Source organism: Candidatus Erwinia haradaeae (assembly GCF_900698995.1).
Taxonomy (GTDB): domain Bacteria; phylum Pseudomonadota; class Gammaproteobacteria; order Enterobacterales; family Enterobacteriaceae; genus Erwinia_E; species Erwinia_E haradaeae_C.
Map to the genome: position 1 here is coordinate 885,930 of NZ_LR217735.1, position 14,253 is coordinate 900,182.

Below are 14,253 nucleotides of genomic sequence, written 5' to 3' on the forward strand. Positions count from 1 at the left end.
CAAATTACAAGAATATAAGCAATGTATTCATTAAAACAGAAAATTAACCTACAAAATATACTGTATAATAAATATGTTCTTATACAAACAAGCCTATCAAGGTACTCAGAAAAATCGTTCTTTAAATTATCTAAAGAAACTTAAGATTATAATATCTATGGTAAGAGTATCATATGGCTTTTTATCTATATTTGATCTTAATCAATAGAATAAGATAGTATAGTATATATTTAAGACTATAGTGTCTGAGCTAGCATATAACGTAGTATTCTAATATTTTTTTAGAACTCTCGAACCCAGTGCGACCACTATATTAATCTGTTTAGGAGACAACAATGCTTATTCTAACTCGTCGAGTTGGTGAAACCCTGATGATCGGTGACGAAGTAACTGTTACTGTATTAGGAGTCAAAGGTAATCAAATACGTATTGGTGTTAACGCTCCTCAAAAAATTTCAGTGCATCGTGAAGAAATTTATCAGCGTATACAAGCAGAAAAAACACAGCAAACAATTTACTAATATATCTTTTATTCAGTATCGGCATAATCTAAAACAAATCTGTATGTGTCATGCAGCTAGTTTCTTGATATCTATCATATGATTCATAGAATCTATATGATAGATATCATAATTTCGTCAAAATAATTTTATCAAACACTAAAATACAAATAATTTATAACAAGCATGCAATGACAATAAGATAAAAACTTAGTTATATGACTATAAAAATATCATTTTATAATCAAAACTTTATATACTAATTGTAAAATATAGTATAATATTAAATATAATTTATTATAGGATTATTTTATCATTTAAATTAATGATATTATATTATTATATACATATATTCTGCTCATAATATATAAATTCAATAAATTAAAAATTTTTTTTAATAAGAGATATACTTAATTAAGAGTATAAAAATCATTATTTATAATAATACCATTTATTCAGTTAAATATTAAAATAATTTAGAATTATAATATTAACTATTATCATATATAAGATACTTTTGTATATTATATGAATTGCAACATTCTATTTCTCGTATAAAGATATAATAAAAATATACACCAATTAGAATTAAAATATTAGAATTGTAAAGTAAAATTGCTAAAATAAAAATAATTTGTATTAAATTATAAAAATTTAATAAAAATTTTTTTATAGGGTATGCAGTAAACTATAGTTATCTATGTAAAAAAAATATGGCCAGCATGATCAAAATTATATGCAGCTACAATCCTGCTCAATAACACGATAAGATACTGGTCATTCTGATCAAACCTAAAACTAGCCTGGTCTGCTTTAATCTTAAACAATATTTATATCACGTAATCAATAGACACTTGTACTAGTGGTTTTATTAAAACCATCATTTCAATATCCAACCAATGCATCAAAAATTACACCTTACTAGGACATAGGAAAATTATAGAATTTTATTCTACAATAAGAGGTGCACAAAATACATCAAATGATGACTAAAATTTTTTCTAACAAAAATCAATTTTACAAGCACTATTCATGTGATTATTATTAGATACCTAGTTAGGGAAATACTTAAAACCCAAATAACTATCTTATTTATTCTGCTCTTAGTTTTCTTTTGTCAGAAACTAGTAAAAATATTAGGGTCCGCGGTAGAAAATGATATCCCGATTGATATAGTTATTACAGGACTGGCTCTTGGTATACCAATTATGACGCAGCTAATCCTGCCGTTGAGTTTAGTTTTAGCTATTTTAATTACACTAGGCAGGCTATACACTAACAACGAAATTATCGTGATGCATGCTTGTGGTCTAAATAAACACGTGTTAATGCAAGCCTCCATGGTAATCATACTTTTAAATATATTTATAGCATCTGTTAACAGTGGCTGGATAGGACCCTGGTCTGCAGGATATCAATATAGGCTCATACAAAATACAAAAATGACTCTTAGCGCAAAATCATTAATTCCAGGTCAATTTCAAAGATCAGCTGATGGAAACATAGTGTTCTTTGTTGAAAAAATCAAAGATAACATTTTTCAAAAAATCTTTCTTATACAATTACAGAAAAAGAGGCACAGTCAACCTTATATTATTACTGCAGAATATGGGCAAATTAATCGCAGAAAAGATGGCGCTCAAATCATTACATTAAATAACGGGGCACAATTCGAAGGAACTGCATTACTTTGTAATTTTCGGGTGACACATTTTAAAAACTATCAAGCAATAATTTACCCTCCACGCATCAACCAAACAATTTATCATGCCGAACAAATGAGCTTGCCTGTTCTGTGGTATTCTAATATAAAAAAACCTGACTACCACAGTGAATTGCACTGGCGTTTAACACTTATTTTCTCAGTGTTTGTTATGGGGCTGATCGTTATTCCACTGAGTGGGGTCAATTCTAAACATGGACGCTTACTTTCAATGTTACCAGCGATTCTTTTATATCTCATCTTCTTTTTGCTACAAAGCTTAATGCAGTCTAGTGGTAAAAAGGGTTTTATAAACCCCGCGATCTCAATGTGGTTAATTAACCTTACCTATTTATGTATAGGTATAATATTAAATGTGTGGGATACTATGCCAATGCGTCGACTTCGTGAGCGCTTTATCCGAAAAGATGTAATTTTAAATGCTTAATATACTTGATAAGTATATTTGTAAAACAATATTTTATAATATTCTTGCAACACTCTTTGTATTAGTATCTCTTTCTAGTGTAATTAAATTTGTCGATCAATTAAGAAAAATCGGACAAGGAACATATACTGCACTTGGTGCTATGATATATACAACCTTTAGTATACCTAAAGATATTGAGTTATTTTTTCCAATGGGGGCACTATTAGGAGCATTAATAGGATTGGGCACCCTTACGCAAAATAGAGAACTAATTGCAATGCAAGCATTGAGTTTTACTCGTGTAAAAATTGCAAAATCAGTAATGACAATTACTATTCCTCTTATATTTATTATGATGGTTATCAGTGAATTTATTGCTCCTATAGGAGAGCAAATAGCACATAACTATAGAGACAACAAGCTAATGAATACAACACTTAGCCTTAATCAAATGGGAGTATGGGCCAAAGATAATGAAAATTTTGTATTTATTAAACACATTTATAGATCTAATTATATTTTCGGCCTTACTATTTATTGCTTTGGTCAAAGTTTTGATAAAAACAGACCTCTTCAAATTATAAAATATGCAAAATCTGCTAAATATAACACAAATAAAAAATTTTGGATATTAGAACAAGTTGATCAAGCTGATTTTAGAAATATAAAACAAATTAAACATACTTATGCACTACATCAAAATTGGCGTACTTCTATCATACCTGAAAAACTACAAATAATTGCTCTTAATCCAGAGACATTATCAATTAGAGGGCTATATAGTTATACGAAGTACTTTCAGCAAACCGGCCAAGTCAGTATGCGTTATAGATTTAATCTATGGAGAAAAATTTTTGACCCCTTATCTTTAATGGTAATGATTTTAATGGCAATATCATTCCTTTTTGGCCCATTTCAAGATATAACAATAAACATTAAAATAGTTATAGGTGTTATTTTAGGTTTTGTATTTTACGTTCTAAATCAACTCTTTGGACTACTTAGTGTAATCTGTCACATCCATCCCCTTTTAGGTGCTTTGCTTCCAAGCATAATATTTTTTACTATTAGTCTTGTAATATTGGTGGCATGGAAACAATAAAAGAAATATCAAACATATAAAAACACTTTTTTTCTAACCTTATGAAATAGATTAATATTAATATAAAATATAACCTTACATAAGATCTCTAATATAAAACGCTCAGACTGATTAACTCCATAATATAATCATAATAAGCGGATAATGTTTTAGGCACTCTTAAGAATTTCTGATATAAATACAACTTATGATATATAATACTATTCATATTAAGAAGATACTATCTATGTTATTATAATAATAAAATTTTAGTATTACTTGGATATTAAGATTATTTTTGTTATTTTACTCATTATGGTAATCAGAAGTAAGATGCTGACTGTATAAATTTTTCTAATTACTGAAAATTTCTGTAATTATATTTACTGATCTGATGAGATAAAATTCTTTATAAATTAAGCGAGCTATCTCTCACAAGAGACTTATTTAGCATTGACGCTATAAAAATAAATATAATACATTTATATAAAAATATTTATTACTTATCTAGCTGAACAGGAGCATTATCAAAAAATTATTTGATATGTCATTCTTGCTATACTATTTTCTTTAGTTGAGATATCAAGCAATATATTTTTATAAAGATTAAAATCATTAATCTTTATAATGAGAAATATCATATTCCCACTGTAATAATTGTTCTGTTAACAATAACTCACAGTTGATTCCTGAAATTGTTAACAACCTATATCGACATATCATCCATTGGCGCATACTATCATTAAGTATATTTATTGGTAACCGTTTTGCAATATCAATCACTAACGATGTTTGATCTATATTACTAATAAACTGCATTGCACCTTGAGTCCACTTTGCTGCATCAAGCAATAAAGAGCATAACCATTCTATACATCTAATTGTATTATTCTGATATAGTATTGGTAATAAACTCAATATATCACCATCAATGGCTTTAAAAAAAGCATTGCATATTTGTAAGCGATGCTTCCAGCATGACTCTGATAATAATTCTAACGCTTTAACCGGCGCCCCAAAAGATAAACGAAGCGCTACATTATGTTTTTGCATATCCGAAGGATGATGACGATGTAACCACATCAGACTTAACTTTTTATCAGGAACAGATAATTTCCATACAACACAGCGATTACGTAATGTCTCTAACAAATAATCAGAGTCATGAAGATAAAGAACAAACCAAGTATTAGCAGGTGGCTCTTCTATGACTTTTAATAATGCATTAGAAGCAGAATCTGTTAATTGATGTGCTTCTAACAAACAACACACCTTAGCGCCACCTAAACTAGCATGATGATACAATTTTTCTTTAATTTTACGAACACTATCAATACCAATAGTATTCTGACCTTTTTGTGATTCTAGATGATATAAATCAGGATGATTTCCAGAAATCATTAACTGACAAGAATGACATTTTCTGCAACTTTTTATTTCTTGTGGTTGATGGCACATCAACCATCTCTCTATTGCTCGAACTAACAATTTAGAGCCTATGCCAGGTACAGATTGAATTAATAACGCATGATGTCCACGATTTAATATATATTGCGTAAGTATTTGACGATAACTATCATTCAACCAAGGGTACCAGTGCATTACTATTCCTATCTTTAACTAATTTATTTTTATATTTTGTAGATACAATTACATTACACAAACCTATGACTACAAAAGTAGTATATTAATCACTTGGACTGAAATTATAGCAATCGAAGAACACTAAACTCATATTTACTGATCAAATATTAAGTGTTCAAAAATACACAACTTTTTCTAGATTGACATAATTTTATGCTCATGTAATTTCTTTAAGGGTTGCAAGAAAAACCTAGAATACGCTATCTATCTACAATATTAGGCACTTACTGACTGATTAACATCTTTAAGTCTTCTGGCTTCTAGTGATGATCTACTATTTTCTTCATGCCTTAATGCATGAAAAATTTCTGTAATTTATAGATGAGCAATAAATTCTAAAATCTTTATGTTGATAAATTATAAGATGTATCATGCATGATGTAATGATGTAAACATTAAATATTTCTTACCATCTATATTAAATCTTAATACCTTAATAACACATCGGTGTCTCATGGAAAAATTGAGCCTTAAATAAAATGACAATCCAACATATGATAAAAGTTGGATTGTCCAAAATGACATACACTATAATTTATAATAAAAATTACCTTAAACGTTTAGTAAAACTAAACAACTAATTTTATCTCATTAGAAATTAACCTAATCGGAGATCTTTAACCTCCTGCTGTTCTATATCGAAAATATTAATTAAATTTTCTATCTAACACAAACTTACTGAGTTACATTAAATGCTATAACCTGTCATTTTATATACAAATTATACCTACAAACATACAATTTTATATTAATTAAATCATTTATAGCACCTATATATCACCCCTGTGATAATATTGCGATACAAAACATACATATATAAATATGTATGTTTTGTATAAGAAACATATATAATTAGCGTACTAATTTTAAGCATAAAGTATAGTATATATATATATTTAATAATACTTGATAAAATCAATCAATATTTGGTGAATATTATCAAAATATTTATGTGTTACGATGAATTCATTATTTAATCTTTGCCTCTTTATAAATCACATGTTGACGCACTATTGGATCAAATTTTTTTAATTCTAATTTTTCAGCTTTATTTCGTTTATTTTTTGTAGTTGTATAAAAATGGCCTGTACCAGCAGATGAAATCATCTTAATTATCTCGCGAACTCCTTTTGCCATATTAAAAATCCTTCTATTAATATTTAATGTTTATGACCATTTTGTCTTAAATTAGACAAAATTGTTTCGATGCCATTTTTATCGATAATACGAATACCTTTTGCGGATAAACGTAGTTTAATAAAGCGTTTTTCATTTTCAACCCAAAATCGATGCAAGTGCAGATTTGGAAGAAAGCGACGCTTTGTTGCATTCATTGCGTGCGAACGATTGTGTCCAGTCATGGGACGCTTTCCAGTAACTTGACAGACATTTGACATATTGATATCTCCATAGCTCTACATAAAACTTAATATAGATTCACTAATCTATATTAAGTTTTATAAATTTTACTATTTTTAATCGCAAGATATATATCTTCTGTTTCTTTAAAAGATTTGTAATATGTGTAATAAAAGCGTCTGTAAAAGACTGTTTATAAAATATTACTTTTAAGGCATTAAATAGAACCAAGAAAAGAAACTGCAATTGATTTAGTGTTGATTTTAATAGATTGAATGTTTAAAATATATTAATCTATATTTATTTGTAATGAATACTTACTCTATAAGTAATTTGTATAAAATCATTATAATTAATATACAAAATCATACAATAAAAAATAAAAAAATAATATTATTATTTCATTAATTTATTTATCTGTTTGTAATAATACTCTCTAAAAATACTATATGAAATATAGAAATAATATTCTCATATTACAATAAATATATATGATCACATAATAAAAATTAATATGAATTAAATTACGTTAAAATACGATAATAAATAAATATTTTATATTTTTAATAACATTACTAAAATATCAAAATAATTAAATATTTTCATGAATATAAAATATATAATATTTTTATATATAGAATTAAGATTCAAAATTTTTATAAAAAATAAACATATTGATTTATTAAAAGCTAAATACACCATACAGATTAACTGCAATCTCATTTAAGCGATCTTACTTAAAACTGATTAAATCAATTAAAATAAAGTCTTAACTAGACCCAATCCTTGACATTTGACTTTCAATTTTAGAACTATTTAGAATCAGCATATCTCTATATTGACTAGAGGTTAATCAATACCAAGCTAGGTATACTTTAATATTTTACAATATTACACAATCTATCAAAGAGAAAATATACGATTTAATATATTCTCTCTAACAATATCAGCAGTAAGTTACCAATAAACACTGTTATCTAACTTGACGTTACTGACTTTCTATAGAAAGATAATAATCAGTATGTATACCATCATTATAGAAAAATATTATGTAATAATGATAAAATTATTTAATAAAATTTAATCTTGTTAAGATAAATTGTCTTAATATAATAAAATCTTAGAATTATCTATACAAAAAAAATAAATAAGATAATAAGATTCATAAAAATTATCAAATTATATAATAATACCAGATATTACCGTAAAATAAATATAAAACATCAAATATATCAAATCAGCGTATATTCTGAGTTACGTTTCTGAGAAAACTTAATTTTGATCAGATATATAATTTACTACTCAACAATTATTTGAGATATGCATCTTAGATTACTAAAAATGTAGATAACTGTCACACAACTTAAAAAATTCAGGATTTTCATACAATAAAAGATTATTTAAAATTCCGTAATTAAACCAATACTATGATAAACCTTTTGTAATGTAATCTGAGCTTCACTTCGCGCTATCTGTGCCCCTTTTCGAATCACTTGTAAAAGAAAATCTTCATGGTTTCGATAATCATAGTATAATGCCTGAAATTTGATAAGCATATTAGAAACTGTTTCTGCTGTTACAGTCTTAAGATAACTATATTGCTTATTATGAAACATAATCTCTAACTCTGTGATAGGGGTTTGGCTTATAACCGATAAAATACTCAATAAATTAGAAACACCTGGCTTACCATTAAGATCATATCGCACTATTGGAGGATAGTCGTTATCAGTAATAGCGCGCTTAATTTTTTTTGTGACTGATTCAGGAGTTTCCAGAAGTGTAATAATATTACCTAGAACATGATCAGTTTTAGACATCTTTTTAGATGGTTCTAGTAACGACATAACACGTCCACCAAACTGTGGAAATATTGGTTCAGGTATTTGAAAAACATCACCATATAATCTATTAAAACGCTTAGCCACATGACGACTTAGTTCTAAGTGTTGCTTTTGGTCTTCTCCAATCGGCACTTTTGAGGCCTGATATAAGAGAATATCAGCTACCATTAGCACTGGATAATTAAATAAACCAGCATTAATATTCTCTTGATAGCTCACTAATTTATCTTTAAATTGCGTCATTCTTTTTAACTCACCAAAAGAAGTATAACAATTTAAAATCCAGCTAAGCTGAGCGTGCTCAGACACATGTGACTGAATAAAAATAATGCTTTTTTGTGGGTCAATACCACATGCCAAATAAAGTGCTATTGTATCTAATATAGCGTTACGCAACAATTCTGGATCTTTTCGCACAGTCAATGCATGCAGATCAACTATACAGTACATACACTGATACTTATCCTGCATCTTTACCCACTGACGCAGTGCCCCAATGTAATTTCCTAGAGTTAACTGACCGGACGGTTTTGCGCCGCTAAATACAATAGGTTTTTTCATATAACTACCTAATATTTATTAATGAATCACTGCTCTGTTAAATATAAAGACTACTGATTCTTACAAATCAAAAAACTCTTCCATAACAAACATAAAACTATACTTATATCTGCTATCAGAATGTCTTTATATTAGCTATATTAGCTTATAATTTTGTTTAACCCATATTGCTGGTAACTCATGCTGATTATAAATAATTCTAACTAATCTTTTCAAAAAACAACTAGTGATAGTATATACTAAACAAACTTTAACTCTTAATTTATAATAGTTATTATATATTTTGGCGTCACTGAACTATAGTATTGTTCTTTACAAAATTCTCATTTTGTAAAAGATTGAACATATGACTAAATATAGTATAAAATATTTTAGTAAAATTTTTTGAATAAAACCACTGTAAACAAAAACTTTTCTAATAATTTATTATACCTTAATTAAATGCGTCAAACCCAAAAAAATAACAATATCGTTACATTACTTACTTTAGTATAGTTACTATATTGCACATTTTACTATAATATTATTAGACACTATAATTTAAAATCTGTGATATATAGCTATCTTTTGCATTATTTTTGAATGCATCACAGAATTATTATATTATTTTTATAAATATCATTTAAGATCTTTTATGTTATTAACATTTTATAATACATGATCATCTAGATTACAATAGTTGAATACTGTATAAACAAGCTATATGAACAAACTGTATAATTACATTATAATAAGAAAATTTTAAAAACATATCTATTCATATAAGAGCTATAATATACGCATTACAATGTCGATAATTACTATTGAACCTTCTATTTATATTTTAAAATGGATAAAATTTTTACTATGACTACAGTGAAAAAGGATATATTAGTAACATGTGCTTTACCGTATGCGAATGGCTCCATCCATCTAGGTCACATGTTTGAGCATATACAGGCGGATATTTGGGTACGCTATCAAAGACTGCGAGGCAAAAATGTATATTTTATCTGCGCTGATGATGCACATGGAACACCGGTTATGCTAAAAGCTAAAGCATTAGGAATTCCAACAGAAGAAATGATTGCACATATACATCATGAACATCAAATAGATTTCTTGAATTTTGAAATTAGCCATGATAATTACTACTCTACTCATAGTCAGGAAAATCATGATTTTTCTAAATATATCTACACGCGTTTAAAAGATGGCGGATTTATCAAAACTCAAGTGATCTCTCAGCTATATGATAATGAAATAGGTATGTTTCTGCCTGATCGTTTTGTTCAAGGGACCTGTCCTTACTGTCAATCACTGGATCAATATGGTGATCATTGCGCAGTCTGTTCTGCAACATATAACTCTTCTGAATTAATTAATGCAAAATCTATATTATCTAATACTGTACCTATTTTGCGTTATTCAGAGCACTTTTTTTTTGATCTACCAAAATTTAGTAATTTTTTACAACAATGGATTCATTCAGGGGTTTTACAAGAAAAAGTCGCCCGTAAATTACAAGAGTGGTTTTGTGCTGGTCTTAAGCAATGGGATATTTCACGCGATGCACCATATTTTGGCGTTGAAATCCCAAATGCACCAGGTAAGTACTTTTATGTTTGGTTAGATGCACCGATTGGCTATATAGCTTCATTTAAAAACTTATGCCAAAAACGCACAGAGATTGACTTTGAGTCTTTTTGGAAAATCGATTCCAAAGCTAATCTTTATCATTTTATCGGTAAAGATATCATCTATTTTCATGGTCTATTTTGGCCAGCTATACTTGCTGGTAGTCAGCTACGTACTCCGACTAATCTCTTTGTGCACGGGCATATTACAGTGAATGGCACTAAAATGTCCAAGTCAAGGGGTACATTTATTACAGCTAAAGCATGGCTAAAATATTTTGACTCTGATAGTCTGAGATATTACTATGCATCCAAAATGTCATCAAATATTGAGGACGTGGATCTAAATCTTGAAGATATGATGCACCGTGTAAATAGCGATATTGTTAATAAGGTAGTTAATTTAGCTTCACGTACGGCATCTTTTATAAATCAACGCTTTTTAGGACAGTTATCTTCTGCTATTCCTGATCCTGAGCTTTATGAAACATTTGTTAATGCGTCTACTAGCATTGGTGATGCTTTTGATAAACGTGAATTTAGTCGTGCTATACGTAGCATCATGGCATTTACCGATATTGCAAATCGTTATATTGATGAACAAGCGCCATGGCATGTAGCAAAACAAATAGGTAGAGAGTCTGACTTGCACGATATTTGTTCAATGGGTATTAATCTATTCTACGTACTAATGAACTGGCTTAAACCAGTCACACCTACGCTTGCAAGACGCGCTGAACATTTTTTAAACTATTCACTGAGTTGGGAGAAAATCAAGCAACCCTTGTTAAATCATCATATTAATACATTTCAAATTTTATATTCTCGCATTGAGACTCAACAAATCCATAACCTAAATACTGATTTAAAAAGGGGGGAAATATAACTTATGCTATACAATATATATACACAGATTTTAAATAAAGTACAATATATTACATATACTAATTTAAAGTAAAGTATTATGCATCATACGTTATGTGTAACTAATAATGCACTGATATAGTATTATCTTGATAATAAGATTATAGCCAGTGTGATGTGATGAGGTATATTTTTTCTAAAATCTGCATTGAAATTAAGAATTATTTTTTATTAATAAAACTTTTTGAATAAAATACTCACAACAATATCTGAAATGCTGTTTTGAATATGTGAAAAATATCAAATTGCATAAACAAAAAAAAATTATTAGAATAATCTTACGACATGTATAAATTTTATTACATTATTGCAAGATAATACACAATATAACTTAACACGCCTACTATGAAATACTAAAAAATTACTGATTAATAACATCACGCAATCTCAAAATAAAACAAAATTTTGACAACTATAAATAGTCGACCTATAGTTGATGATCAACTTATACAGATATATTAGACTTAAAGTTTAATATATTGTATAAAAATAATAAATACTTTTATGCAATATAGTATCATGCTCAAATCATCTAATCCTTACACTTTTATCAAATCACTAAATATGCAAAATATATAAAAATAATCTTAAAATCTATTTTGTTCATAAATGATATAAATCATATTTGCTTACTAAAATCATATCTATGATTTATAGAAATCTTATACTTATCTTTATATTCTGAGTAATAAATATCTAAGTTGAAACTACTTACAAAATAAAATTTCTTGTCTATTCATTGAAGATTTACTCTTGTCTAAAACAGATGAGCTATTGAAACACTATTGATATTAAACGGAATTTTATTCAGAGTTTTTATCTCTCAAGCTCATAAATCATCACTCCTAATATATTAAACAAAATATGTTTTAACAAATAATAAAAAAAATAGTTGAATTTTATTTATCTAAGTGCTATTAAAAAAAATTTGTTGTTTATTTTTACTTCTAATCTAAATACATAACGTGTAAAATGTAAAAATGCCTCGATAAAAATAAAAAACCCTTATTATAACCTTCAGCATTGTTTTTTATGACCGCCAACTAACTGCCAAGATTTATCAATACTATATATTTAGATACTATCTAAAAAGATATTCGTATTTACAGATACGAATATAAGTCTAAATCATTTTGCCATATTAGAAATTATTTATAAAAAATAAAATATTTGCAAATATATTTTGATTTATTAAAAGATTAGTTATGTACTGTTCTTACACAATATTAGTTTTACTAGAAACATCCTGCATAATGTTTAAAACACGCAAGATTTATAAAAATGTTTTAGATACATTATTTTAACAAAGATTGACGCAGAGCAAACAAATAATATATAGATTGTACTCTATCCTGGTATTTTTATCTAAAGAGCGGACTCACTTGGATTCAAGATAATCAAAAATATTAGGAACGAACTAATATCTCAAAAAATAAATTATATTGGTTGTATTGATTAGCCTGATAATTTTTACTAAAAATCTGGCGCCATTCGTTATAATTATATTGCGGAAAATACGAATCACCTCTAATGACTGTATCAATATGAGTAAGATATAATCGATCGGCCAGTAATATAAACTGATTATAAACATCTGATCCACCAATCACCATAACCTCTTCTTCTCCTTTTGCTTCCCTTAATGCATCTTCAATACTAGTAACCCACCTAACTGTAGTACTTTTTCGTAAATGACGAGTCATGATAATGTTTAAACGCCCTGGTAAAGGCGCGCGCATCGTCTCCCATGTATAACGCCCCATAATAACAGGTTTAGTTAATGTATTTTTCCTAAACCACTCTAGATCAGCCGGTAAATGCCATGGTATAGAATTATTCTTACCAATCACACGATTCAGTGAAAAGGCTGCAATTAAACTAATAATCATTATCTCAAAACCTGATATCGCTGCCACTGAGAATAATAAAATAACTTAATAACAATATAGTCCAACTGCGAATAAAATAAATTTTTACATATCTTTATTTTAGAACTATACAGAGCACTCGAGAAGAAAAAACTGCTTTCATTTTATTATAAAACCTGTTAGTCTTTTTATTAGATTAATTACATTAACTAGTGAACACATTATAAAAACAATCTTTATTAATTTTTAAACTCCTTAAAATCATACTCTAGATACATAAGGCAATCCTCAAAAATAACAACTAAATATAATTTTATTATATTTAGTTGTTAAGAAATATGTGATTTTAGTGGAATTTAAAGATAAATAACATATTAATGTTACAGTTAATGCTTTTATATTCAATATGCATATAATATAAAAATATTATCGATATTATTCATTAGTAATGCAGACAAATAGTTATAAATATGTTAAGATTATAATCTTTTTAATATTTTTATACGTTAGTATACTAAAATAGAGTATGTTGCTTTTATTCAAAATATTTTATAAAAAAAGATATATCATGTAACATCAATTATTGAAAATACAATTTTTGTTAAATATTTTCTTAAATTAGAATATTAGATATGATCTATAATCATGCCTATAAAATTCTTATATTTATATTATAACTTACATAATAATTCCTAATTATGCTCTTAGAAAAAAACTAACTAAT

General features: G+C 27.4%; 8 protein-coding genes and 1 pseudogene. 4 read left to right on the plus strand and 5 right to left on the minus strand.

Annotation, left to right across the window (positions count from 1 at the left end):
* Positions 1–335 precede the first annotated feature (335 nt).
* The 3 genes from csrA to lptG all read left to right on the plus strand — a co-directional run bounded on the left by csrA (position 336) and on the right by lptG (position 3,734).
* Entirely contained in the window at positions 336–521 is a 186-nt protein-coding gene (gene csrA / locus ERCISPPA3004_RS02825; protein WP_157990576.1) for a carbon storage regulator CsrA, read from the plus strand.
* Between the two features lie 1,013 nt (positions 522–1,534).
* Positions 1,535–2,650, plus strand: a complete 1,116-nt coding sequence (lptF, locus tag ERCISPPA3004_RS02830; protein ID WP_157990577.1) for an LPS export ABC transporter permease LptF — start codon at positions 1,535–1,537, stop codon at positions 2,648–2,650.
* Positions 2,643–3,734, plus strand: coding sequence for an LPS export ABC transporter permease LptG (lptG, locus tag ERCISPPA3004_RS02835; RefSeq protein ID WP_157990578.1), 1,092 nt, complete (start codon positions 2,643–2,645; stop codon positions 3,732–3,734). Before lptF ends, lptG begins: the two co-directional genes overlap by 8 nt.
* Positions 3,735–4,328: 594 nt before the next feature.
* Here lptG and ERCISPPA3004_RS02840 read toward each other — a convergent pair.
* From ERCISPPA3004_RS02840 to trpS, 4 genes are all read right to left on the minus strand, one after another.
* Positions 4,329–5,315 (minus strand): DNA polymerase III subunit delta' C-terminal domain-containing protein, encoded by a 987-nt coding sequence (locus ERCISPPA3004_RS02840; RefSeq protein WP_157990579.1) that lies wholly within the window; start codon positions 5,313–5,315, stop codon positions 4,329–4,331.
* Between the two features lie 1,011 nt (positions 5,316–6,326).
* Complete coding sequence (gene rpmG, locus ERCISPPA3004_RS02845) at positions 6,327–6,494, minus strand: 50S ribosomal protein L33 (protein WP_157990580.1); 168 nt, start codon at positions 6,492–6,494, stop codon at positions 6,327–6,329.
* A gap of 23 nt (positions 6,495–6,517) precedes the next feature.
* Positions 6,518–6,754, minus strand: coding sequence for a 50S ribosomal protein L28 (gene rpmB, locus ERCISPPA3004_RS02850; protein ID WP_157990581.1), 237 nt, complete (start codon positions 6,752–6,754; stop codon positions 6,518–6,520).
* Between the two features lie 1,362 nt (positions 6,755–8,116).
* The gene (trpS, locus tag ERCISPPA3004_RS02855) at positions 8,117–9,121 is read right to left on the minus strand and encodes a tryptophan--tRNA ligase (RefSeq protein WP_157990582.1); all 1,005 of its coding nucleotides are present in this window, start codon (positions 9,119–9,121) and stop codon (positions 8,117–8,119) included.
* An 846-nt stretch (positions 9,122–9,967) separates the two neighbouring features.
* Between trpS and metG the strand changes: the two are divergent.
* A pseudogene (gene metG, locus ERCISPPA3004_RS02860) lies at positions 9,968–11,608 on the plus strand (methionine--tRNA ligase); the annotation flags it as partial.
* A 1,459-nt stretch (positions 11,609–13,067) separates the two neighbouring features.
* Here the strand turns inward: metG and folA are convergent.
* A complete protein-coding gene (gene folA, locus ERCISPPA3004_RS02865; protein WP_174232773.1) occupies positions 13,068–13,547 on the minus strand; it encodes a type 3 dihydrofolate reductase in 480 nt (159 codons plus the stop codon).
* Between the last annotated feature and the right edge of the window lie 706 nt (positions 13,548–14,253).